This window comes from Campylobacter sp. MIT 12-8780, assembly GCF_006864535.1.
In the GTDB taxonomy this organism is placed as follows: domain Bacteria; phylum Campylobacterota; class Campylobacteria; order Campylobacterales; family Campylobacteraceae; genus Campylobacter_D.
Window position 1 is genome coordinate 109,902 of the sequence record NZ_QHLL01000001.1, and the last position, 22,752, is coordinate 132,653.

At 34.9% G+C, this 22,752-nt stretch carries 21 protein-coding genes; 11 read left to right on the forward strand and 10 right to left on the reverse strand.

The features are described 5' to 3' along the window. Positions 1–27: 27 nt before the first annotated feature. From hemH to DMB95_RS00575, 3 genes are read right to left on the reverse strand one after another with little or no spacing between them, the layout of a single operon-like run. Positions 28–939, reverse strand: a complete 912-nt coding sequence (gene hemH, locus DMB95_RS00565; RefSeq protein ID WP_142930463.1) for a ferrochelatase — start codon at positions 937–939, stop codon at positions 28–30. Continuing rightward, entirely contained in the window at positions 939–1,823 is an 885-nt protein-coding gene (locus DMB95_RS00570; protein WP_142930464.1) for a Gfo/Idh/MocA family protein, read from the reverse strand. The genes hemH and DMB95_RS00570 overlap by 1 nt, the downstream gene beginning before the upstream one ends. After that, on the reverse strand, positions 1,824–2,909 hold the full coding sequence (locus DMB95_RS00575) for a DegT/DnrJ/EryC1/StrS family aminotransferase (protein WP_260604807.1): 1,086 nt from the start codon (positions 2,907–2,909) through the stop codon (positions 1,824–1,826). 94 nt (positions 2,910–3,003) lie between these two features. On the opposite strand from DMB95_RS00575, the gene alaS reads away from it, so the two are divergent. Genes alaS through DMB95_RS00590 form a run of 3 tightly spaced genes read left to right on the forward strand, consistent with a single transcriptional unit; the run spans position 3,004 to position 8,044 of the window. Continuing rightward, positions 3,004–5,538, forward strand: a complete 2,535-nt coding sequence (alaS, locus tag DMB95_RS00580; protein WP_142930601.1) for an alanine--tRNA ligase — start codon at positions 3,004–3,006, stop codon at positions 5,536–5,538. Further along, positions 5,538–6,110, forward strand: coding sequence for a septum formation inhibitor Maf (gene maf, locus DMB95_RS00585; RefSeq protein ID WP_142930466.1), 573 nt, complete (start codon positions 5,538–5,540; stop codon positions 6,108–6,110). The genes alaS and maf overlap by 1 nt, the downstream gene beginning before the upstream one ends. Beyond that, positions 6,107–8,044, forward strand: coding sequence for a PBP1A family penicillin-binding protein (locus tag DMB95_RS00590; RefSeq protein ID WP_142930467.1), 1,938 nt, complete (start codon positions 6,107–6,109; stop codon positions 8,042–8,044). The genes maf and DMB95_RS00590 overlap by 4 nt, the downstream gene beginning before the upstream one ends. Positions 8,045–8,144: 100 nt before the next feature. On the opposite strand, the gene DMB95_RS00595 is transcribed toward DMB95_RS00590, so the two are convergent. Together DMB95_RS00595 and DMB95_RS00600 are read right to left on the reverse strand one after the other, a co-directional pair. Continuing rightward, on the reverse strand, positions 8,145–8,450 hold the full coding sequence (locus tag DMB95_RS00595; protein ID WP_142930468.1) for a TRL-like family protein: 306 nt from the start codon (positions 8,448–8,450) through the stop codon (positions 8,145–8,147). Positions 8,451–8,986: 536 nt separating this feature from the next. Continuing rightward, positions 8,987–11,560, reverse strand: a complete 2,574-nt coding sequence (locus DMB95_RS00600; protein WP_142930469.1) for an ATP-dependent Clp protease ATP-binding subunit — start codon at positions 11,558–11,560, stop codon at positions 8,987–8,989. A gap of 237 nt (positions 11,561–11,797) precedes the next feature. On the opposite strand from DMB95_RS00600, the gene DMB95_RS09510 reads away from it, so the two are divergent. Together DMB95_RS09510 and DMB95_RS00605 are read left to right on the forward strand one after the other, a co-directional pair. Beyond that, positions 11,798–11,974: a hypothetical protein gene (locus DMB95_RS09510; RefSeq protein ID WP_185906672.1), complete on the forward strand. Its 177-nt coding sequence runs from the start codon at positions 11,798–11,800 to the stop codon at positions 11,972–11,974. Positions 11,975–12,039: 65 nt separating this feature from the next. Next, positions 12,040–13,401 carry a glycosyltransferase family 8 protein gene (locus tag DMB95_RS00605; protein ID WP_335890274.1) on the forward strand — a complete coding sequence of 454 codons (1,362 nt, stop codon included), beginning with the start codon at positions 12,040–12,042 and terminating at the stop codon, positions 13,399–13,401. A 46-nt stretch (positions 13,402–13,447) separates the two neighbouring features. Here DMB95_RS00605 and DMB95_RS00610 read toward each other — a convergent pair whose 3' ends face one another. Further along, positions 13,448–13,720, reverse strand: coding sequence for a metal-sensing transcriptional repressor (locus tag DMB95_RS00610; RefSeq protein ID WP_142930471.1), 273 nt, complete (start codon positions 13,718–13,720; stop codon positions 13,448–13,450). Between the two features lie 158 nt (positions 13,721–13,878). Between DMB95_RS00610 and DMB95_RS00615 the strand changes: the two genes are divergently transcribed. The 6 genes from DMB95_RS00615 to DMB95_RS00640 are packed head-to-tail and all read left to right on the forward strand — an operon-like array spanning position 13,879 to position 18,599. Then, positions 13,879–15,171 (forward strand): S41 family peptidase, encoded by a 1,293-nt coding sequence (locus DMB95_RS00615; RefSeq protein ID WP_142930472.1) that lies wholly within the window; start codon positions 13,879–13,881, stop codon positions 15,169–15,171. Positions 15,172–15,175: 4 nt separating this feature from the next. After that, positions 15,176–15,886, forward strand: a complete 711-nt coding sequence (gene purC / locus DMB95_RS00620) for a phosphoribosylaminoimidazolesuccinocarboxamide synthase (protein WP_142930473.1) — start codon at positions 15,176–15,178, stop codon at positions 15,884–15,886. Positions 15,887–15,894: 8 nt separating this feature from the next. Continuing rightward, on the forward strand, positions 15,895–16,131 hold the full coding sequence (purS, locus tag DMB95_RS00625) for a phosphoribosylformylglycinamidine synthase subunit PurS (protein ID WP_142930474.1): 237 nt from the start codon (positions 15,895–15,897) through the stop codon (positions 16,129–16,131). After that, on the forward strand, positions 16,128–16,772 hold the full coding sequence (gene purQ / locus DMB95_RS00630) for a phosphoribosylformylglycinamidine synthase subunit PurQ (protein ID WP_142930475.1): 645 nt from the start codon (positions 16,128–16,130) through the stop codon (positions 16,770–16,772). The genes purS and purQ overlap by 4 nt, the downstream gene beginning before the upstream one ends. After that, the gene (locus tag DMB95_RS00635; protein WP_202921995.1) at positions 16,772–17,926 is read left to right on the forward strand and encodes a hypothetical protein; all 1,155 of its coding nucleotides are present in this window, start codon (positions 16,772–16,774) and stop codon (positions 17,924–17,926) included. The genes purQ and DMB95_RS00635 overlap by 1 nt, the downstream gene beginning before the upstream one ends. Then, positions 17,901–18,599, forward strand: a complete 699-nt coding sequence (locus tag DMB95_RS00640; RefSeq protein WP_142930476.1) for a lysophospholipid acyltransferase family protein — start codon at positions 17,901–17,903, stop codon at positions 18,597–18,599. The genes DMB95_RS00635 and DMB95_RS00640 overlap by 26 nt, the downstream gene beginning before the upstream one ends. A gap of 5 nt (positions 18,600–18,604) precedes the next feature. Here DMB95_RS00640 and DMB95_RS00645 read toward each other — a convergent pair whose 3' ends face one another. Genes DMB95_RS00645 through DMB95_RS00660 form a run of 4 tightly spaced genes read right to left on the reverse strand, consistent with a single transcriptional unit; the run spans position 18,605 to position 22,707 of the window. Continuing rightward, entirely contained in the window at positions 18,605–20,308 is a 1,704-nt protein-coding gene (locus DMB95_RS00645) for a hypothetical protein (protein ID WP_142930477.1), read from the reverse strand. A 42-nt stretch (positions 20,309–20,350) separates the two neighbouring features. Continuing rightward, positions 20,351–21,685, reverse strand: coding sequence for an ANL family adenylate-forming protein (locus tag DMB95_RS00650; protein WP_142930478.1), 1,335 nt, complete (start codon positions 21,683–21,685; stop codon positions 20,351–20,353). Then, positions 21,678–22,421: an SDR family NAD(P)-dependent oxidoreductase gene (locus tag DMB95_RS00655; RefSeq protein WP_142930479.1), complete on the reverse strand. Its 744-nt coding sequence runs from the start codon at positions 22,419–22,421 to the stop codon at positions 21,678–21,680. Before DMB95_RS00655 ends, DMB95_RS00650 begins: the two co-directional genes overlap by 8 nt. After that, positions 22,408–22,707, reverse strand: coding sequence for a hypothetical protein (locus DMB95_RS00660; RefSeq protein ID WP_142930480.1), 300 nt, complete (start codon positions 22,705–22,707; stop codon positions 22,408–22,410). The genes DMB95_RS00655 and DMB95_RS00660 overlap by 14 nt, the downstream gene beginning before the upstream one ends. Positions 22,708–22,752: the final 45 nt, after the last annotated feature.

The following is a 22,752-nucleotide window of genomic DNA, read 5'->3' on the forward strand; positions in this document are numbered from 1 at the left end:
TTTTTTAAAATAGGCACAAAAGAAAGTTTAAAAATACTGCTTGATAAATTCAACAAACTCAACACTATCATTTGGACAAGCAACGACTTTATAGTCTTTTGAGGCGATTTTTCTATACTCTATCTCAAGCTCAAAAACCGTCTCAGAACAATCTATACAAAAAGCAAGTGGATAAATCAAAGCTTCATTATCTAAATTAGCGATAATATCACTTGTATTTGGCTCAAGCCATTTTACAGGACCAAGTTTGGATTGATAGCCTAGCTCTATTTTATCAAAATACGGCTCAAGCTCTTTTTTGAGTGCATTAAAATGCTCATTGATATGCTTTTCATACACATCGCCTTTTTTGATGATAGATACAGGCAAAGAATGAGCTGAAAAAATCAAATGCTTTTTATGCCCTTTTTTAAAATCCTCATTGGCTTTTAAGATATGTTTTTTAATCAGCTCATTATAGCTTTTATCTTCATAAAAAACATCAATTTCGCTGACTTTGCTTTGAATTTTTAGCTCGCTTATAGCTTTTTTAAGCACTTCTAAAGATGAAGTAACCGTGGTTTGAGAATGATGTGGATAAAGAGGAAAAAGCACGAGCTCATCATCTTTACTAAGCTTATATTTGCTTAAAACTTCTTTTGCAAAAGGAGGCACATATAAATTTGCAAAATCAAAGCAAACTTTTCCTTTGAATTCTTTATTAAGCTTATCGCAAAGACTTTGAGTGAGCTCATTTAGGGGAGATTTTCCACCTAAGTGCTTATAATTTTTTTGCATAGCCTTAACTCTTGCTTTTGTGATGCAAAATGCTACAAAAGCCCTTAAAAGATTGTTTTTAATAGTTAAAATATAAGGATCGTTAAACATATTTTTTAAAAAAAGCTCACAATCTTTTAAATTCTCAGCCCCACCCATATTTAAAAATAAAACAAGTTTCATCACTCAAGCCATTTCTGCACTGCTAAGGCATCTTGTATAGTCCCTAAAGCGCTCAAACGCCCCCCCCCATGCGACATTTTTTCATTTGTCATATTTAAGCTTGCTAGCTCAAAAAGAGCTTCATGCTCTGCTGATAAAGGGCTTTTTTCTTTTATACTTACAGCCTTGCCATTTTTAAGCAAAATAAAATCATTTAAATTCGCCTCAAAAAAAGCATTTTCAGTGATAACACTGACCCTTCTTAGCTTTTGCTCACAATTCCAGCTTTGATGTGCATAAGCTAAAAAGCCCTCGCACTCGCAAAGTTGTGTAGCCTCATCTTCTCTTTGACTATCTTTTTTATACAGCTTTTTAAGCGTGCAATTTTTAATTAGTTCGCCTCCTAGAAAGCCTATAAGATCAAGATCATGCACAGCTAAATCCTGCAAAACACCCACATCGCTAATCCTTTGTGGATAAGGTGAAAAACGTTGTATATCCATGCTGATGATTTTTTCATTATGCAAAAGCTCTTTTAAAGCTACTATGCAAGGATTAAACCTCTCACTAAAGCCTACAGCTACACGCACGCCATATTCTTTAGCTAAATTTTGAATTTCTTGCATTTGAGCTAAATTTAAAGCCAAAGGCTTTTCAATCAAAACACATTTTACACTCTTAAACACTTCTTTTGCTAAGTCTAAATGCGTCTTTGTAGGACTTGAGATGATGATAATATCTAAGTTTTGAGCTAAAAATTTAGCCAAATCATTAAAAAAAGGCTCCTTAAAACCTTGTTTTAACTCAGTATCATATAAAGCACAAAGTTGCAGTTTTTCATTTTTTTGCAGCTCTTTTAAATGGTTTTGCCCCATTTTACCAAGTCCGGCTATGCCTATTTTCACTTAGTTTTCCTCATTAAAGGCAGCTATAACCTGCTCTTGATCGCCTTGCTTTAAAAAAGCACTCATAGGCAAGGATAAAATTTCTTCACTAACAAGCTCAGTATTTGCTAAATCGCCCTTTTTATAGCCTAAATCCTTAAAAGCCTCTTGTAAATGAAGTCCTAAAGGATAATGAATAGCACTTGGAATGCCTGCTTTTTCAAGTTTAGCGACAACTTTACTTCTATCTTTTACCCGCACGCTAAATTGCGCCCAAACACTCTTAAAGCCTTCTTTTACACTTGGCAAAATGCAGTTTTGTAAATTTTCAAGATACACCCTAGCCTTTTGTTCTCTTAAAACAAGCTCTTCATCTAAATGCTTTAATTTTACATTTAAAATCGCTGCTTGAAGAGTATCAAGTCTGCCGTTAAAGCCTATGTATTCGTGCATATAACGTTTGACTTGTCCGTGATTAAGAAAAATTCTAATTTTTCTTGCAAGCTCATCATCATCTGTAAAAACAGCCCCAGCGTCCCCATACGCTCCTAAAGGCTTAGAAGGAAAAAAGCTTGTGCAAGATATATGAGCTAAAGAGCAGGATTTATGCTCGTTTTGCTTTGCGCCAAAGCTTTGAGCCCCATCTTCGATCAAAATGAGATTTTTGTTTTTACAAAATTCTTTTAAAGCAAGTATATCAGGCATTTGTCCAAACATACTTACAGCGATTATGGCTTTAGTTTTTTCACTCACTAAATTTTCTAAAGTATTTATGTTAAGATTATAATCTTGTAAATTTATATCAGCAAAAACAGGTTTTGCACCGATGAAGCTTACCATTTCAGCCGTAGCTATGAAAGTAAAACTAGGCACGATAACTTCATCTCCTGCCTTGATATTTGAGGCTAAAAGTGCCAAAAGTAAGGCTGAAGTGCCACTAGAACACCCTATGGCGTGTTTTGTGCCTACATACTTGGCTAAATTAGCCTCAAATTCCTCAAGTTTAGCCCCGCCTATAAAAGAAGTGCTGTGTAAAACTTCATTAATCGCTGTTTGAATTTCATCTTGATAGCTTAAATATTGTGCTTTTAAATCGATAAATGGGATATTCATCTTTTGCCTTTACTGCTTTTAAAAACGAAATTATACCTAATTTTAAAGTATTTTTGGTATCATAACGCAAAAAATTAAGGAAAAAATGATGAATGTCAGGGCTGAGTATTTGAAATTTTTTGAGAGTAAGGGGCATAAGATAATCCCTTCAGCGCCCTTAGTGCCAGATGATGCAAGCTTGCTTTTTACTAATGCTGGTATGGTGCCTTTTAAGAGCATTTTTACAGGCGAAGTGCCTCGCCCTACTCCACCAAGAAATACAAGTTGTCAAACCTGCATAAGAGCTGGAGGCAAGCACAATGACTTAGACAATGTCGGCTACACAGCGCGTCATCATACTTTTTTTGAAATGCTTGGGAATTTTAGCTTTGGGGATTATTTTAAAAAAGAAGCCATTGCTTATGCTTGGGAGTTTGTAACTGAAGTGTTAAAACTTCCTAAAGATAGGCTTTATGTAACCGTGCATGAAAGCGATGATGAAGCCTATGAGCTTTGGCAAGAACATATTCAAAAAGAGCGAATTTATAAATTTGGCGATAAGGATAATTTCTGGCAAATGGGCGATACTGGACCTTGCGGACCTTGCAGTGAAATCTTTTATGATCAAGGGCAGGAGCATTTTAACTCAAGTGAAGATTATATGGGAGGCGATGGGGATCGCTTCCTTGAAATTTGGAACTTAGTTTTTATGCAGTATGAAAGAAGCAAGGACGGCAAGCTCTCGCCTTTACCAAAGCCTAGCATTGATACAGGCATGGGACTTGAAAGAGTTACAGCTATCAAAGAAGGTAAATTTAGCAATTTTGATAGCTCCTTGTTTATGCCTATCATAGAAGAAATCGCTAAACTTTGCGGAAAAGCTTATGTCTATGAAAGTGGGGCTAGCTATAGAGTTATAGCCGATCATATACGCTCAAGTGTGTTTTTACTTGCTCAAGGCACAAGCTTTGATAAAGAAGGCAGGGGTTATGTTTTAAGAAGGATAATGAGAAGGGCTTTAAGGCATGGATATTTGCTTGGGCTTAAAGAACCTTTTATGCATAAACTTGTTGATGTAGTTGTAAAACTCATGGGGGATCATTATACCTATCTTCAAGAAAAACAAGAGCTTGTTAAAGAACAAATCAAGCTTGAAGAAGAGCGTTTTTTAAGCACCATAGAAAATGGTATAGAAATGTTTAATGAAGAGCTTGCAAAAACTCAAGAAATCTTTAGCGGAGAAGTTGCCTTTAAGCTTTATGATACCTATGGTTTTCCACTTGATCTAACTGCTGATATGCTAAGAGAAAAAAATCTCAAGCTTGATGAGGCTGAGTTTGAAAGACTCATGAATGAGCAAAAGCAAAGAGCAAAGGCAAGCTGGAAAGGAAGCGGAGATAAGGCTGTAAATGGGGATTTCAAAGAGCTTTTAGAACAATTCAAAGAAAATGAATTTATAGGCTATACTGAAAGTGAAAGTAAGAGTAAGGTTTTAGCTTTGCTTGATGAGGATTTTAAACAAATTTCAGGGCTTAAAACAGGTATGGCTGGCTGGGTTATGCTTGATCGCACTCCATTTTATGCCACAAGTGGGGGACAGGTTGGAGATAGTGGCTTTTTGGGGGCTAGTAAGGTGCTTGATACTCAAAAATTCTTTGGCTTAAATTTAAGTAAAATTGAGGCTAAAGAAGAACTTGAAGTTGGCTTAAATATCAATGCAAAGATCGATAAAGAAAGAAGAGAACAGATCGCAAGACACCATTCAGCTACGCATTTACTTCATTATGCCTTGCGTAAAATTCTAGGCTCTCACATCGCTCAAGCTGGCTCACTTGTAGAGGCAAACAAACTCCGTTTTGATTTCACGCATGCTAAGGCTGTAAGCAAAGAAGAACTTGAAAAAATAGAAGAGCTTGTTAATGCGATGATTAATGAAGCAGATACGCAAAAAACAGAACTGATGAGCCTAGAAAAAGCCAAACAAAGTGGAGCTATAGCTTTATTTAACGAAAAATACCAAGATGAAGTAAGAGTTGTAAGTCTTGGTGCAAGCAAAGAGCTTTGCGGTGGCACTCATGTAAAAAGCACAGCTGAAATAGGAAGCTTTTATATCACTAAAGAAAGCGGAGTAAGTGCTGGAGTAAGGCGCATTGAAGCTGTGGTAAGCAAAGCAGCTTATGCTTGGGTAAAAAAGCAAACAAATGAGCTTGAAAATGCAAAAGAAGAGCTTAAAAACAATGATATACAAGCTGGTATCAAAAGGCTTAAAAACGAACTTTCAACCCTTAAAAATGAGCTTAAAAATGCAAGTAAAAATGAGCTTAGCTCACAAGATATCAAAGGTATAAAAATTTGCGTGCAAGCGGTGCAAAATGGCGACATAAAAGCTATGATTGATGATTTTAAAAACGCTCATGAAAAAGCTGTGATTTTACTCGCTCAAATCAAAGATGAAAAGCTTATCTTTGCTGCTGGAGTAAAAAACACAAATTTAAAAGCTGGCGAGCTTGTTAAATGTGCAGCTGTCGTAGCTGGGGGCAATGGAGGTGGCAGGGCTGATTTTGCTACTGCTGGAGGTAAAGACTTAAGCAAGCTTGATGAGGCTTTACAAGCTGGGCTTGAGCTCATCAAAAAAGAGCTTTAATGCTTTATCTTGCTTCAAGCTCAAGTTCAAGAGCAAGGCTTTTAAAGCAAAATGGCTTTGAGTTTTCACAGCTTCAAGTAAGCTTTGATGAAAGCAGTGTTGATAAAAACTTAAAGCCAGAAATTTATGTGCAAAAAGTGCTTGAGCTTAAAGAAAAGCTTTTCTTTAAAAGCAAAGAATTTAAGGCTTTAAAAGCTAACTTTGATGAAAAAAATGATAGCATAGTCTTTGCAGATAGTATAGTTAGCGTTGATGATATTATACTGACTAAGGCTCATAATGATGAAGAAGCCTTAGAAATGCTGAGCTTGCAAAATGCTAAAAAACTAAGTATTATCAGTGCTTTAAGCATTAGCTCACACAAAAAAATCACTGCTTTAAGCCTAGCAAAACTCACACTCGCTCCTTTTGAAGAAAAAGAACTTAGGGCTTTTATCGCTTCAAAAGCCTATCTTGGTAAGGCAGGTTGCGTGGAATGCGAGGGCTTTCATAAAAAATACATTCTTAAGCTTCAAGGCGAGCTAAGCACAGCCTTAGGGCTTGATATATCCATTTTAAAGGCGTATCTATGACGAAAATATTTAAATTTTTATTTTCTTTGGTTTTGCTTCTGGTTTTAGCAGGAGGCATTTATGTGTTTGTTTTGTTTTCAAATGCTGGAGTTGAAAACTACATTTTTAAAGACTTTAAGCCAAATTTAACCACGCAAATCTTTGATCGAAATGGCAAACTTATAGCCAATATCTTTGATAAAGAGCATCGCTTTTATGCAAATTATGATGAGCTTCCACCAAGACTGATTGAAGCCTTAGTAGCTATAGAAGATACGGCTTTTTTTGAGCATGATGGGGTAAATATAGACGCTATTGCTAGGGCTGTGATTAAGATGATACAAGCTGGACGAGCAGTTGAGGGAGCTTCAACGCTTACGCAACAGCTTATCAAAAATACCGAGCTTACTCCAGAAAAAACCATTACACGAAAGATTAAAGAAGCCTTGCTTGCATACAAGCTAGAAAATGAACTCAGCAAAGAACAAATCATCGAACGTTATTTAAATCATATCTTTTTTGGACATGGATATTATGGGGTTAAAACTGCTGCTAGAGGGTATTTTAGAAAAGAACTTGATAGCTTAAGCTTAAAAGAAATCGCTATACTTGTAGGCTTGCCAAAAGCCCCAAGCTCCTATGATCCAACAAGGAATTTAAATCTTTCTCTTTCAAGGGCAAATGCTGTAGTGCAAAGGATGTTTAACCTTGGCTGGATCAGCGAAGCTGAATACAAACAAGCCTTAGCCGAAGTGCCGACAATTTATGATGATACGCTCACTCAAAACGCAGCTCCTTATGTGGTTGATGAAGTGATTAAAAGGCTCAGCCCTACCCTGCCTGATCTTAAAAGTGCTGGTTATAACATAGAACTTAACATAGACTTAAACGTGCAAGAACTTGCTCAAAATGCTTTAAAATTTGGCTATGATGAGATAGTAAAACGCGATAAGGATGCAAATTTAAGCGTGTTAAATGGGGCTATGGTGGTGATGGATCATCAAAATGGCGATGTTTTAGCCCTTGTTGGTGGGGTTGATTACAATAAAAGTAATTTTAACAGAGCCACTCAAAGCTTAAGACAGCCCGGAAGCACCTTTAAACCTTTTGTATATCAAATCGCCATTGATCTAGGTTATAATCCTATGAGCGAGGTTGCTGACATCTCTCGTGTATTTGAAGGAGCAGATGGAGAAAAAGACTGGAAACCAAGCAATCTTGGCGGAAGCTTGCAAGGACTTGTTACGCTTAAAGATGCTCTAACGCGTTCAAGAAATCTTGCGACTATAAATTTAGCCCTTGATATAGGACTTGATGTGCTTTATCAAAGAATGCTTGCCTTTGGCTTTTCTGATAAAATTCCAGCTGATTTAAGCATAGTGCTTGGAAGTTTTGGAATTTCACCTTTAGATTTTGCTAAGTTTTATTCTATGTTTGGAAATTACGGCGTTATTGAAGAGCCTCTTATCATTAAAAATGTTAAAAACGCCAATGATGAGATCATTTTAAGCTTTGAAAGCAATGCTACAAAAGTCGCTGAGCCTGAACAAGTCTTTTTAACGCTTGATATGATGAAAAATGTTGTCAATCGCGGCACTGGTAGCAATGCTAGAGTAGCTGGCATAGAAGTAGCTGGAAAAACTGGCACGAGCAATGAAAGTATAGATACTTGGTTTGTAGGCATTACTCCAGAGATTGAAGCACTCATTTGGTACGGCAATGACAATAACAAACCACTTAAAAGGATAGAAGGTGGTGCAAGAACAGCTGCTCCTGTGTTTAAAGCTTTTCTAAGTGAGTATATCAAACTTTATCCACAAACAAAACGCGTATTTAGCGTGCCAGATAAGGTAAAAAAAGGTATGTATAACGGACAAAGTGAATACTACACACCCAAATCACCATTCCCGCAAAAAAGCATACATTCGCTTGGCGAAGATGAGATGCTCTTTTAAAGAGGATATTTTCTTATTGTAAAAGGCAAAAAGTAAGAAAAAAGCTGTAAGGTAGAAAAATGAAAAGGCAAGGAAGTTTAATCCTGCCTTATTACATGGGTTATTTACCCTTTACGATAGTTGTGTAAGTGCCATAAATTCCAAGTATGTTATTAACTTCATAATCCACACTTTGAATTTGAGTGATACCGCCATTTTTCGCTGCTGTCGCAACTGAGCAATCATCAATAGCCACCAAAGCCAAAATACTCTTGCAAGTTGCTCTTCCTTCCTTAGAAGCACCTACGCTTGAAGTCGCTTCAACTGGAAGCTTTGCGTTTGTAAAAGCCATACCAACAGGGTGAGTTGTCGCACAAGCTGTAAAGAAAGTCGCAGCTGTAGCTGCCACAAGTAAAGTCTTTTTCATAAGAAACCTTTCATAATTGATTTTTAAGTAGCTCTTTAAAAGCAACTTAAAGTGGTAAATATTACCTAAAAATAATTAATAAAGCAAAATATTTATGCTTTGTTCAAAAATTCAAAATCTATGTTGACAAAACACCATCCAAACCCGCCGAGAAAAAATTTACCTTTTTCAGCATTGCGAACAAGGCGAGTATTTCTTTAATCAAAAAATATCTTTGTTTTGTTTATTTTAAATTTATTTTCAAAACACTAAAAATAGATCAAATTTTTTAGTGTTTATATTTTCTAACTTAATTATTTTATCGCAAAAATACAGCACCTTCATCAAATTTATCAAAGACTTACTCCCAAGAGAGCTTACAAACCCATCTGTATTGATACGGCTTCCAAAATTCTTACCTCTTAAGAGTTCATCATATTGTATTTCTATCTTTGGCATTATAGTAAATTTATTGCATCACAAGGCATTTTTGAAATTTCAAGAAGTTTTTACTTGAGTGTTTTAAGGCACAAGCAAAAAGCCTATGCCTTAAGATTTTAAACCTTTTTAATCACTATACCCTTCTCATCAGCATCGATTAAAATTTTATCATCAAGACTAAGCTCATCACTCAGTATCATATCGCTTAATTTATCCTCTATAAGATCATAAATGGCTCTTTTTAAAGGACGTGCCCCAAAGTCAGGATCAAAGCCAGCTTGGGCTATGAAAAGGGCGGCATTTTCACTCAAGCTTGCTTCTATGCCCTTGCTTGCTAAAGAACTTTGCAAGTCTTTAAAGAGTAGTTTTACGATCTCAAAGGCTTCATCATTACCTAAAGCGTTAAAAGTGATGATATCATCAAGTCGGTTTAGAAATTCTGGCTTGAAAAACTTCCTTAATTCAGTTTTTACCGCACTTTCAAGCTCCTCGCCCTTTAAAGTCATAATGGCATTTGAGGCTATATTTGAAGTTAAAATGATAATGGTGTTTTTAAAATCCACGCTCACGCCCTTGCTATCAGTTGCCCTGCCATCATCAAGTATGCCCAAAAGCACATTGAAAACATCTTGATGAGCCTTTTCCACCTCATCAAATAAAAGCACGCTATAAGGCTTTCTACGCACGGCTTCAGTAAGCTCTCCGCCTTCTTCGTGTCCTACATAACCCGGAGGCGCGCCAAGTAGCCTTGAAACGCTGTGTTTTTCCATAAATTCACTCATATCAAAACGTATCATTGCCTTTTCATCATCAAACAAAAACTTAGCCAAAGCCTTAGCTGATTGAGTTTTGCCAACTCCTGTTGGACCTAAAAATAAAAAGCTTCCAATTGGCTTATTACTATCATTAAGCCCAGCTTTATTGCGTTTGATGGCTCTTGCTAGAGCTTTCATTGCCTTATCTTGTCCTATGACGCTTTGTTTTAAATGCTCTTCAACTTGTAGAAACTTTTGCTTTTCAGAAGTCAGCATTTTTTGCACGCTTATGCCTGTCCATTTACTTAAAATTCCAGCAACTAAATCTTCATCAACTTGATTTTTAAGCAAAACCCCAGCCTCGCTCATAGCGCGCCATTTTTCATCATAGTCTTTTACCTCTTTTTCAAGGGCTGGAATTTTGCCATATTCTAGCTCGGCTGCCTTTTGAAACTCGCCTTTAGCTTTAGCTAAACTTGCTTCATTTTTAAGAGTATCGATTTCCTTTTTCTTTTCACTGATGGCATTAAACACAGCCTTTTCATTTTCAAAACGTGAATTAAGCTCTTTTTGCTTTTCTTTGAGATTGGCTAGCTCTTTTTCTATCTCAGCAAGCCTTTTTTCATTTTTATCCTGCCCTTCCATTTTCAAGGCTTCATTTTCCACCTCTAAAGTTTCTATTTCTTTTCGCACTTTTCTTAAAGAGCTTGGCTCGCTTTCTATTTGCATTTTAAGTTCAGCTGCAGCCTCATCTATAAGATCAATAGCCTTATCAGGTAAAAAGCGATCTGCAATATAGCGCTTTGAAAGCTTTGCAGCCGCAACTAAAGCTGAATCGCTAATGCGGACATTATGATGAATTTCAAGCTTTTCTTTTATACCTCTAAGCATGGCTAAAGCTTCATTGACACTTGGCTCACTCACGCTAACTGGTTGAAATCTTCTTTGTAAGGCTGCGTCTTTTTCAAAATACTTGCGGTATTCTTTTAAAGTCGTTGCACCTATGGTGTGAAGCTCGCCTCTTGCAAGGGCTGGTTTTAAGATATTTGCAGCGTCCATACTGCCCTCACTTGCCCCAGCGCCTACTATGGTGTGAATTTCATCGATAAATAAAATGATATTTTCATTTTTAATCACCTCATTAACCACAGACTTCAGCCTATCTTCAAACTCGCCTCTATACTTTGCTCCAGCGATTAAAGCACTCATATCAAGGGCGATGAGCTTTTTATTTTGAAGGCTAGTTGGCACATCTTTTGAGATTATCCTTTGAGCTAAGGCTTCTACTATGGCAGTTTTGCCAACTCCGGGTTCTCCTAGTAAGATAGGATTATTTTTGGTTTTGCGTATGAGAATTTGCATGAGCCTTTCTATCTCTTCTTCACGTCCAATGACTGGGTCAAGCTTGCCCTCGCTTGCTTTTAAGGTAAGATCAATGCCAAATTTATTTAAGGCATCAAGGGTTTCATCGCTTGTTTTGCTCTCTATCTTTCGCCCTGCTCTTAAGCTTTCAAGCTCTTTTTTAAACTCGCTTAAAGCAAGAAATTTACTTAGAATTTCTTTAATAGGACTTGTCTCACTTGCATTAAAAAGCCAAGTATCAACAGCTAAATAACTATCCCCCCAAGCACTCATCAAGCCCTTAGCCTGCTCTAAAGAATTAATAAACTCACTTGAAAAACGCAAATTCTCACGATTTACATTAGAAGAAGTGGCTAAACTTGCTATCTTGCTTTTGATCTCAAGCTGCACGGCTTCTTTTGAGACATTCATTTTATTAAACACTTGATTTAAAAGACTGGTGCTATCAACACTCAAAGCCCAAAAAAGATGCAAAGGCACAACTTCAGTATTTTTAGCATGGATAGCCAAAGAAGCTGCACTTTCAACATTTGCCAACATAGAATCAGTTAAAAAATCTTGTAAATTTGCCATTTTTTACTCCTTTATATCATGAATTTCAAGCCAGATAAAAGACTTTGCAAATCCAGCCAAAAATTCAAACTTTATATAAAGTGCATTATATAACTTTAGTCTAGTTTTGTCAAGTTTTTTGAGTAAAAATTTTAAATTTTATGAAAAAATAAAAAATTAAATTTGAACTTTCATTTTTTTTGATATAATATTTTTTAAAAAAGCCTCTAATCAAAGCTAAGATAATAAGGAAAATCAATGTTTCACATAGTCTTTAATGCTGATGAAAATTATATAAAATATTGCGCTGTTTTAATGACAAGTATAATCAAAAACACTGATACTTCCAAGAAATTTAAAGATTTTTTTGATGAAGAAGCTTTAAATTCAGCTATGGGGGGGGGCACTGCACCGATAAAGAAAATTCAAATATAACTTATAAGCTCTTAAATTATGAAAATTTAAGTGAAGAGGAAAAAACTGAGGGCTATATTTTTCACATCTTAACAGACTTTATTTCAAATTCCACTAGAAAAAAACTTAATGAACTCCAAGACGAATTGAGTAAAATTTACCCATGCAAAATATGCATATACTTCATGAATAATGAAAAATTTAAAGATTGTGCTAGAGTTCATGCTGCAAAACATACTTCTGCAACTTATTATAAAATGGCAATATCTTCAACATTATCAAATGACATAAAAACTTGTCTTTATCTTGATATAGATATGCTTGTTATTGCAGATTTAAGAGAATTTTTTCATATTGACCTAAAAGATAACGCTATAGCTAGTGTTTTGGACTATAAAGGTTCAAATCATAATGTACTTACTGCAAAAAATCAAAATTTAGCAGACATGCCCCTAAACACAAATGAAAGTTATTTTAATACAGGAATGATGCTTCTTAATTTAGCATTTTGGAGAACAAATCAACTTGAAAAAAAATGCTTTTATTTATGCAAAAACTATATCCCAAGGTGGGCAGAACAATGTATCATTAACAAAGCTGCACAGGACAAAAACATAAAACTACCTCTAAAATTTAACTTTTTTGACTCAAATTTTCTTGAACTTGAAACTTTGGATGATAATAAATACAACAATAGAATTTTATATACAAAAAGCGAATATGAAAACTCTATGAAAAGTATTAAAGTTGTCCATTTTATATCCTATAAACCATGGAATACAATTTTTGATTCTCAATGGGATTTGAATTTAATGCAAGAAATCATATCTTTAGAACAATCATGGTGGAACACTGCCTTGACAACACCTATCTTCAAAGATGAGCTTCTTGGACTAAAATTTACACTTAAAGACAAAGAATTTCAAAATTATGTAAATCGCATCACACAACTTTTTATACAAAAACAAGGTGAAATTAAAGAGCTCCAAATTCAAATCTCAAATTTAAATCAAACCATTACTAAACTTGAAAATGAAAACAAAACCTTGCAAAATGAGATTATAAGTCTAAAACAAACAAAAGGAGCAGCTTTAAGAGTGCAAAATCAACTTGCCTATAAATTAGGAACTACTCTTATGTCATACTCAAAATCAAAATTTTTCTATCTTAATCCTAAATTTTATCTTACTTTGCTCAGTATCAAATCAAAGCATAAAAAGTCTAAAAAGGCTTATGAAAATTTAATCTTTTCAAATCCTAGTTTTAAACTACCCTTGCTTGAAACTTATGCTGATTATGATGAGGCTTTAAAGGTGCAGAACTTTTTTTCTTATAGACTTGGACTTGAATTTATAAAAGCGAGTAAAACTTGGTATAAGGGTGGATTGGTAAAATTTTATTTTAAAGCAAAGAAATTAAAAAAGGAGTTTAAAAAGAAAAAAGTGTAAAATACTAATGTATCTATTGCCTTATTTCTCGTAATAACTCGCAAACTTACTTCACAAAACTATCAATGGCTTTTTCAAGTTCTTCAACTCGCTTCATATCGCCTTCTTCTATGGCGTGGATTATGCAGTGGCTTAAGTGTTCTTTTAAGATAGCTTTGCCGGTATTATTGATCTCGCCTCTTACTGCGGCAAGTTGTATAAGCACTTCAGAGCAATCCTTGCCATTTTCTATCATCTTTTTAATACTTTCTAAATGCCCTATACTCTTGCTTAAGCGGTTAATCATCGCCCTATCATGCCCTTTAGAATGAGTATGCATTATGCTTGTCCTTAAAATTTAAAAGTTTTTAAAGTATTTTAGCTTAAAATCGCATTCTTTTTAAAGATATTTACGATTTTTTAAAGAAATTTGATTAAAATAAAGCTTTTGAATTTAAGAAAAAATGGGAGTTTATTTTGAAAATTAAAGCAGTTTTGATGAATATATTAGGCTTTGCAAGCACCTTGTTGATTTGTTTTTTTCTTGTAAGTCAAGCTGGTGCAAAGCCAAACGAGCCTTATAGCAAGGATCAAGTGCAAAAACGCCTTGATGCTTTAGAAAAATACACAAAAACCCTTGCCATAGTCGAGCAATACTATGTTGATGATGAAAATATCAGCGATTTGATCGACAAGTCCCTTTCTGGCTTGCTTTCTAATCTTGATGCGCACTCTTCTTTTCTCAACGAAAAGGACTTTCAAGACTTAAAAATCCAAACAAGTGGTGAATTTGGCGGACTTGGCATAAGCGTGGGTATGAAAGATGGGGTTTTAAGCGTTATCGCTCCGATTGAGGGCACACCAGCTGATAAGGCTGGTATAAAAGCTGGCGATGTGATTTTAAGGATAGATGGCGAAGCGACTTTGGGAATGAACCTTAATGACGCCGTTGATAAGATGCGAGGTAAGCCAAAAAGCACGATTAACATTACTATTTACCGAAAAGGTGGCGAAAAGCCTTTTGATATAAAGCTTACAAGAGAGATTATTAAGATAGAAAGCGTGTATTCAAAGCTTATTGAAAACGAGGACATACTCTATCTTAGAGTAACAAACTTTGATAAAAAAGTCAGCGAAGAAGCCAAAAAGCAAATCCAAAAAAATCCAAAAATCAAAGGTATAGTTCTTGATCTTAGAAACAACCCGGGCGGGCTTTTAGATCAAGCTGTTGGACTTACAAATTTATTTGTCGATAAAGGCGTGATTGTCTCACAAAAAGGCAAAAATGAAGCTGACAATAGAGAATACCCAGCCGATCCAAGACAAAAGCTTACTGATGTGCCTTTAGTTGTGCTTGTCAATGAAGGTAGTGCAAGTGCAAGCGAGATCGTAAGTGGAGCCTTGCAAGACTTAAAGCGAGCCATCATCATCGGCACAAACACTTTTGGCAAAGGTAGCGTGCAAAGCATTATCCCGCTAAGCAACACCCAAGCTTTGAGGCTAACGGTGGCAAGGTATTATCTTTCAAGTGGGCGCACTATACAAGCAGTGGGCGTTAAACCAGATATTGAGGTTCTAGCTGGTAAAGTCAATGTCGTTGATAATAATTTTAGCATTAAAGAAAGTGATTTAAAACTTCATCTTGAAAGTGAGCTTGAAAAAATTCAGCCAAATGAGAAAAAAACAAATTCAAAAACTGATAAAAATATCATCACTCAAGCTCAAATTTATGATGATGCACAGCTTAAATCAGCCGTTGATGCGATTAAAATCTTAAGTATTAAAGGATAAAATCATGCAAAAAAGAACCCTACTTTATGAAGGAAAAGGCAAAAAGCTTTACACAACAGATGATGAAAATGCTTTAATTAGCGAATTTAAAGATGATCTTACTGCTTTTAATGCTGAAAAAAAAGGTTCTGAACAAGGAAAAGGGGCATTAAATTGTCAAATTTCAACACAAATTTTTAAGCTTTTAGAAAGCAAAGGCATAAAAACTCATCTTATTAAAACCCTAAATGAAAGCGAACAACTCGTGCAAAAATGCCAAATCGTGCCTATAGAAGTCATAGTGCGTAATGTCGCTACTGGCTCACTTACAAAAAGACTTGGCATAAAAGACGGCACAAAACTGCCTTTTGCTTTGGTTGAGTTTTGTTTAAAAGATGATGCACTAGGCGATCCTTTTATCAATGATGAGCATTGCAAGCTTTTAAATTTAGTGCGTGATGAAAAAGATATAGAAAAGATCAAAGACATAGCAAGAAAAATCAATGCCATTTTGCTTGAGTTTTTTGATAGCAAAAACTTGCGTTTAATTGACTTTAAAATCGAGCTTGGTTATAATCCTGAGGGCGAACTTGTTTTAGCTGATGAAATCAGCCCTGATAGCTGTCGTTTTTGGGATAAAGCAACAAATGAAAAGCTTGATAAGGATCGTTTCCGTCAGGATTTAGGTAATGTCAAAATGGCGTATGAAGAAGTTTTAAAACGAATTTTAAGCTAGGAAATATCATGCAAATCATCATTAATATATCTTTAAAAAATGGAGTTTTAGACCCGCAAGGAAAGGCTGTTGAAAAGGCTTTGCACGCTTTGGGCTTTAATGGGGTTAGCGAGGTAAAAATCGCCAAGCAAATCAAACTTGAACTTGATCAAACAAACAAAGAAAAAGCCCTAGAAGAAGCCAAAAAAATGTGCGAGGAGCTTTTAGTCAATTGCGTTATTGAAGATTATGAGATCGTGTTATGAAAGTGGCTATACTTCAGTTTCCAGGGACTAATTGCGAGCATGATACAGCCTATGCTTTTGAGAAAATTGGTGCAAAAACGCAGATCATTTGGCATGAAAAAACTGACTTTGAGGCTGATTTAATCGTGCTTGCTGGGGGATTTTCTTATGGGGATTATCTAAGATCTGGAGCTATTGCGAAGTTTTCACCAGCCATTAAAACCTTGCAAGAGCATATTAAAAAAGGTGGTTTTGTTTTAGGAATTTGCAATGGTTTTCAAATTTTACTTGAACTTGGCGTTTTAAAAGGAGCGATGAAACATAATGAAAGCTTAAGCTTTGTTTCAAAAATGCAAAAACTCAAAATCATCTCAAATGATAATGCTTTTTTAAAAAACTTCCAAAAAGATGAGATTATCAGCCTGCCTATCGCACATGGAGAGGGAAATTTTTACGCTGATGATGATACCTTGCACTACCTTTATGACAAAGATATGGTGCTTTTAAAATATCTTGATAATCCAAACGGATCAAGAGATGATATAGCTGGAATTTGTGATGAGAAAAAACGCATATTTGCCCTTATGCCTCACCCTGAAAGAGCTTGTGAAGGCTTGCTTGGAAGTGAAGTTGGGCTGAAAATGTTTAAAGGCTTTATGTGATGAAAAAACTCCTTTTACTCTGTCTTGCTGTTTTTATAGCTTTTGCTGCTGGTCTTGATGATAAACAAAAACAAATTTATCAAAATATAGCCCCAAGCGATGAAATGGGTAATTACGAAGAAAATATCAAAGACACTTATATAGCGACAAGTTCTTTAGTCTTAAGTGCAAAAGAGTATAAAAAACAATATTTTGTAGGCGAGGTATTTAGCCTAGAACTCAGCGCTAAAACGACTGAAAATACTGAATTTGACTTTGAACTTTCTTTTAACAAAAACAAAGAACTTGTTTTTTTAAATCCAGAGGCAAAATGGCAAAAAAATGGCGATGAATACAACATAAAGCTTTATTTTGAAGCTCAAAACTCAAATGCAAAACTTGAAAGCATAGAAGTCGCGCTAAGTAGAAACAAAGAGGTTTTTCAGCGCTCAAGCCTACTTTTAGAGCCTTTAAATTTCAAACGCGTGAATGCTGATAAAAATTATTCGCAAATCGTAGCAAACGATCTTTCAGTAAAACGCACGCGAACAAGCTATTTTGATGATAAAAATCTAATGATGATTGTCGAGCTTCGGGGCGAAAATGCAAACTTAAACGATTTTCATCTTAAAGATGAAACGCTGATCGAGCAAAGGATAGACAATGTCAGGGGCGATTTTAACAGCTCGATTGCTTTTTACTCAGCCATTTTTGCACCAAATAAAAAAAGTCTTGATTTTTCATACTTTAACCTCAACACCCAAAAACTTGAGACGCTAAGCATAGCTGTTGAGTTAAGTGCTGATGAAAGCGTAAGCACGCAAAGTGATTTAAATCCCAAAAATAACGATCTTGTTTTTTACAAACAACTTGGGCTTTGGATCGTAGCTGGCTTATGTTTTGTGTTTTTTGTCTTTAAACGCTCATATATCGCTTTAGGCATTGCTATTTTAGTGCTTGCATTGAGTTTTTTTATCGGCACAGATACACAAACAGGTGTGGTAAAATCTGGTGCCAATGCTAAAATTCTACCAACTGCAAATTCAACTTATTTTCGAACAAGCAAACAAGATGAAAAAGTCGAAGTGCTTGCAAAAAGACAAAACTATATCAAAGTGCTTTTTGAAGATGGAGCTATAGGCTGGATAGATGAAAAAGATTTGCAAGAAAATTAAAGCCTTTTTGTATTTGTTTTTTTTCATCATAAGTGTTTTGGTGGTATTTATCTGCTTTTATACCACTTCTTCGCAAGATAAAATTTGGCGCATACGTAAAAATTGGGCAAAGTTGCAAGGTAAGGTTTTTGGCTTTGATTATGAGCTAGAGGGCAAATTTGATCCAAACGCTCAAATGATACTTATGAATCATCAATCAATGCTTGATATTATCGCTCTTGAGGCTTTATATCCAAGGAATTTGTGCTGGATCGCTAAAAAAGAACTTGGCGAGCTTCCTATCTTTAAAATTGCGATGAAAAAACCAAAACTTCTTTGCATAGATAGAAAAAATCCAAGAGATTTGGTGCGTATCTTAAAAGAAGCAAAAGAAAGACTGAGCGAAAATCGTGTTTTAGCCATCTTTCCAGAAGGCACTCGCTCAAAGACGCCAAAAATGCTTAAATTTCAAAGTGGAGCAAAGGTGCTAGCTGAAAAGCTAAGCCTAAAAGTCCAACCCATACTCATCGTTGATTCAGCCCTAATCCTTGATAGCAAAGCTTTTGCCCTAGGCAGTGGCACACTCAAACTCATCGCCCTACCCTGCGTAGATACAAGCGAGGCAAGCTGGCTTGAAAACACCAGAAAAAAAATGCAAACAAGGCTTGATGATGAAAGAGCTAAATGCTTTTAAGCCTTTTACTTCGTTATGAAGTTAGCTTGTTTTTTTCTTTTAAATTCTTTTTGCAAAGCCTTAGCCTTGAAAACAAAGGCTATAAATCCACCCTTATACCAATTTTTATAAGCTTTCATAAGCTCTGTGCCAAGCTGATAACTTAGACTCTGTTTTATACTCAAGGCTTGATTATAGTCTTTAAGCTCTTCTAATTTGATCTTAGCTGGGCTAAGCTCTGCTTTATGCTTTTCTTTGATATAGCTTAACACAAAGGGCAAACGCAAAATACCCAAAAAGCTTTTGTAGTTTAAGATAAAAGCTTGTCCAAGCTTAAAAGCAAGATGATTTTGCAATCTTTGCTTAGCACTTTGTTCTTCTTCTATATAAATAAACTCAAATGGTAAATCCTGCAAGCTAAGTCCTAGTTCTTTTGCCTCTTTTCTTGCTTTAGCGAGTTTTAAAGATAAATCAGCTTGCAAGTTTTTTATCTCTAAATTTTGTTTTTTGATATCTAAGTTTTGTTCTAATTCAGCTTTTGTTTTTTGAATCTCAGCTTGTAAGGCTGTAATTTTCTCGTTCAATGGGCGAGCCTTTAGGTTATCTGTACGTTCGCACCACTGTTCTATCAAAGTTTTATAAAATACCACATCAGGCACAAGATAAGAAAAATCATACTTTTCATCTTTTATAAGCTCTTCATCTGCCTTTAAAAGCTCAAATTCCCATTTTCCAGAATTATCAGCACATAAAAAGTCGATCAAATCCACATAATCAAGTACACTATAAGTATTATCACGCAAAGCTGTATGGCGACTTCGTTCACTCCATGCCTCATTTTTGGCATTAAATTCCACAAAACTTTGTTCATCGATAACAAACTTAAAATCTATGCTATTATTTTCATGGATAAGCCCAACAGCTTTAATAAGTCTTTGGGTTTTATTTTGCAAAATAAAACTTGAATAAGTTGTAAAAGCATTAGCATATCTTGTATGCTTATCTTGAGAAAAAGTCCGCACACAAATAGGCATAAAATTTTTAAATTCACTTGGAAAATAAAGCCTCACTCCAGCTTTTAATTTATACACCAGCTCATCTGCAAAAAAATCTTTCTTGTGTTCAGCTAAAAGCTTATCTTGACATATCATATCTTTTGCACTTAAAAGCTTAAAATTTGGATTTTCATGCAAATATTTATCTTGTTTTGGGAAGTGAAAATTGTCTATATTTTCAACGATATTTCGACCCAATTCTTGCATAATAGCATTAATTTCATGAAAAGGATCGATTTTATTCATATAAAAATCAAGCACATTTTTTTCTTTGTAAAAGCTATACATATCAATAAGATTAAAGCCATAATCAAAAGCAAGTTTGGCATAAGTTTTATTGGTAATTTTCACTCTATCATCATCTTTAAAAGGTAAGATTAAAATCAAAACCTTTCTCTGCAATTTATAAAGCTCTTGCATAAGCCAATATATGTTACGCACAGCATGATCTAGCGGGGTATGTGAGTTAGTATTGTCAATCAAATTGCTCTCTGCAATGATCAAATCAGCTTGCAACATAAGCTCTTTATGGCGGAATATATCAGAAATTTTAGCTATTGCATCCATTCCAGCTAAAGAAAAATTATAAAGCTCTAGCTCATCTTGTATAAAAGCAGATCGTATACCACCAACCCTTAAAAAATTACTTGATCCTAAAATCACAATTTTTTTCACTTAAAATCCTTTGTATATATCTTATCTTTTATAATGCACCTTCTAAGCTCTTGCTTTCTTGCCTCTATTTGTAAGCTCTAATTCATCTACAAATTCAAATTTGCTAGGGATTTTGTAATTTGCAAGCTTATCCTTACAAAAAGCTTTAATCCTAGCTCTAAGCTCACTTTTAGGAAGTTCTTTCAATCTTGAATGAAGCACAATTTTAGCCGTTACACTTTGTCCAGTAAGAGCATTACTTGCCCCATAAACAAGAACATCTTCTATACCTTCAAAGCTTAAAAGAATATCCTCAACCTCACTTGGCAAACATTTTTCTCCACCCACATTGATAAGTTCTTTGCTCCTGCCTATAATCTTGATAAATTCCTCCCCATCTTTATAAAAAAGCTCAACCAAATCCCCAGTAGCAAAATACCCATCTTCATCAAAAACAGAATTATCAGCATTTAAATAACCCAAACTTTGCGTTTGTGATTTTAAAAAAAGTTCACCATTAATGATTTTATAGTCCATATTTTCAAGCTTTATAGCATTTTCATAAGTTTTGCTTTGAGAAATTCCAACCTCACTTGTGCCAAAACTTTGGTGAAATTTTACCCCTTTAAATACCTTTTTAAGCCTTACAAGTAAAGAATCTGGCATTTTTTCAGTGCCATAACTTATCATTCTTAAAGAACTTAAATCAAACTCATCTTTAACCCCACTTAAAAGCATAAGATTGAGCAAACTTACTGAAGCAGGAAGTAGGGAAATCTTGTATTTTTCTATAGCTAAAGCTAGAGCTTTAATATCTTTTCTATTTTTAAGTGCTACTGCACAAGCTCCCATAGCTAAAGAATTTAAAAGGGTATTTAACCCACCTATATGATCAAACATCAAAAAAAGTAACACGCAAAGTTTTTTAGGTTTTTTATGCAAAAAACTAGCACAAAGCGTAGTTAAATTATGCACTATAACCTTTGGCTTGCCGGTTGTTCCACTTGAAAAGATGATTAAGCCAGCTTCATTTTTAAGTCTATCAAAAAGCTGATTTTTAGCTGAATTTTCTTCCTTAAAAGGCTTTAAAATGCCTTCTTTAAAGATATAATCACATTGAGCCTCACTTGCTTTAAGTATAAAGTCTTTATCTTCTTCATGTATTAAAGCAACAATTTTAGAACACTCTAAGCAAGCTAAAAGCATGGCTATACTTTGTTTATCAAAATTGCCTACTAAGGCTATATGCTTTACCTTAAGTGCTTGTAAGCTTTTAACAAAATCTTGTACCAAAGCCAAAAGCTCGTCATAACTTATAAACTCATCATCACATATTAAAGCGGTGTTTTCTTTAAAATCTAAAAGTTTTTGCAAAAAGGCATTTTTAAACTCAGCCATTTACGCCCCCTAAATAAAGCACCTGTCCTGTAATAAATTCGCTTTTTTCACTCATAAAAAACTCTATGACGTGAAGCACATCCTCATAAGTGCCAAATCTTTTAATAACTTGTTTTTCTAAAAGCTCATCAAGTTTATGATCTGGAACATTTTTAATTAAATCGGTTCGCACTGGTGTAGGTGCAAGGGCATTTACACTGATATGAAAAGGGGCTATTTCTTTAGCTAAAATTTGCGTAAATAAAGCTACGCTTGCCTTACTTGCTGCATACACAGCTTCACCTTCCAATCTTAAACCAACAGCAACCGTGCTAAAATTAATGATACGAAAAGCTAAAGGTGTAGCATTTTGCCTTAAATGATCTTTTTGAGCTAAACTCATCATCTTTGTAACCTCTCTACAAAGTAAAAAAGTGCCAAAGAAATTCGTATCAAAAACCCTTTTAGCTGTATCAAGCGGAGTGGTAAAAATATGATTCATAGCAGCTATACCAGCATTATTAATCAATATATCAATAGTTTTAAACTCGGTTTTAATAGCTCTTAACATTGCTTTTACAGCTTTTTCATCACTTATATCAAGCTCAAAATGCCTATAATTAGCATGTATAATGCTTGCCTTGCCTCTTGAACAACCACAAACTATAAAACCTTGTTCTAAAAAATACTCACTTAAAAATTTTCCTATGCCCTTTCGTGTCCCACTAATAAGAATAAGTTTTTTACTTGTTCTCATTAACACACTCCTCAATATAGCTTATAAGTGAGGCTATATCTTTAAAAGGAGAGTTTTTTGCACTCATTGCTCTATCATTTGCTAGGATAATATCCTTACCAAATTCCTCACTAATAAGCTCTTCTAATTCACTGATAAAGCCAACCAAGCCAAGTGAATCTAAATTACCTCCACTAGTATAAAGCAAAGTGTTTAAATTTGGCGCTTTTAAAGCTTCAATATCAAGCTCCACACCAAGATTGCTCACAGCATTAAAAACCAAATCTCTAATTTCTTGTGTTTGCATTGTTTTTCCTTTGTAGATTAAAATAATTAAAAGTTAAGAATGTAA

What these genes read in the sequence shown, in the direction of transcription:
- hemH (WP_142930463.1), bottom strand. Translation starts at nt 939, where the DNA reads ATGAAACTTGTTTTATTTTTAAATATGGGTGGGGCTGAGAATTTAAAA.
- alaS (WP_142930601.1), top strand. Translation starts at nt 3,004, where the DNA reads ATGAATGTCAGGGCTGAGTATTTGAAATTTTTTGAGAGTAAGGGGCAT.
- maf (WP_142930466.1), top strand. Translation starts at nt 5,538, where the DNA reads ATGCTTTATCTTGCTTCAAGCTCAAGTTCAAGAGCAAGGCTTTTAAAG.
- DMB95_RS00590 (WP_142930467.1), top strand. Translation starts at nt 6,107, where the DNA reads ATGACGAAAATATTTAAATTTTTATTTTCTTTGGTTTTGCTTCTGGTT.
- DMB95_RS00595 (WP_142930468.1), bottom strand. Translation starts at nt 8,450, where the DNA reads ATGAAAAAGACTTTACTTGTGGCAGCTACAGCTGCGACTTTCTTTACA.
- DMB95_RS00600 (WP_142930469.1), bottom strand. Translation starts at nt 11,560, where the DNA reads ATGGCAAATTTACAAGATTTTTTAACTGATTCTATGTTGGCAAATGTT.
- DMB95_RS09510 (WP_185906672.1), top strand. Translation starts at nt 11,798, where the DNA reads ATGTTTCACATAGTCTTTAATGCTGATGAAAATTATATAAAATATTGC.
- DMB95_RS00610 (WP_142930471.1), bottom strand. Translation starts at nt 13,720, where the DNA reads ATGCATACTCATTCTAAAGGGCATGATAGGGCGATGATTAACCGCTTA.
- DMB95_RS00615 (WP_142930472.1), top strand. Translation starts at nt 13,879, where the DNA reads ATGAATATATTAGGCTTTGCAAGCACCTTGTTGATTTGTTTTTTTCTT.
- purC (WP_142930473.1), top strand. Translation starts at nt 15,176, where the DNA reads ATGCAAAAAAGAACCCTACTTTATGAAGGAAAAGGCAAAAAGCTTTAC.
- purS (WP_142930474.1), top strand. Translation starts at nt 15,895, where the DNA reads ATGCAAATCATCATTAATATATCTTTAAAAAATGGAGTTTTAGACCCG.
- purQ (WP_142930475.1), top strand. Translation starts at nt 16,128, where the DNA reads ATGAAAGTGGCTATACTTCAGTTTCCAGGGACTAATTGCGAGCATGAT.
- DMB95_RS00635 (WP_202921995.1), top strand. Translation starts at nt 16,772, where the DNA reads ATGAAAAAACTCCTTTTACTCTGTCTTGCTGTTTTTATAGCTTTTGCT.
- DMB95_RS00640 (WP_142930476.1), top strand. Translation starts at nt 17,901, where the DNA reads ATGAAAAAGATTTGCAAGAAAATTAAAGCCTTTTTGTATTTGTTTTTT.
- DMB95_RS00650 (WP_142930478.1), bottom strand. Translation starts at nt 21,685, where the DNA reads ATGGCTGAGTTTAAAAATGCCTTTTTGCAAAAACTTTTAGATTTTAAA.
- DMB95_RS00655 (WP_142930479.1), bottom strand. Translation starts at nt 22,421, where the DNA reads ATGAGAACAAGTAAAAAACTTATTCTTATTAGTGGGACACGAAAGGGC.
- DMB95_RS00660 (WP_142930480.1), bottom strand. Translation starts at nt 22,707, where the DNA reads ATGCAAACACAAGAAATTAGAGATTTGGTTTTTAATGCTGTGAGCAAT.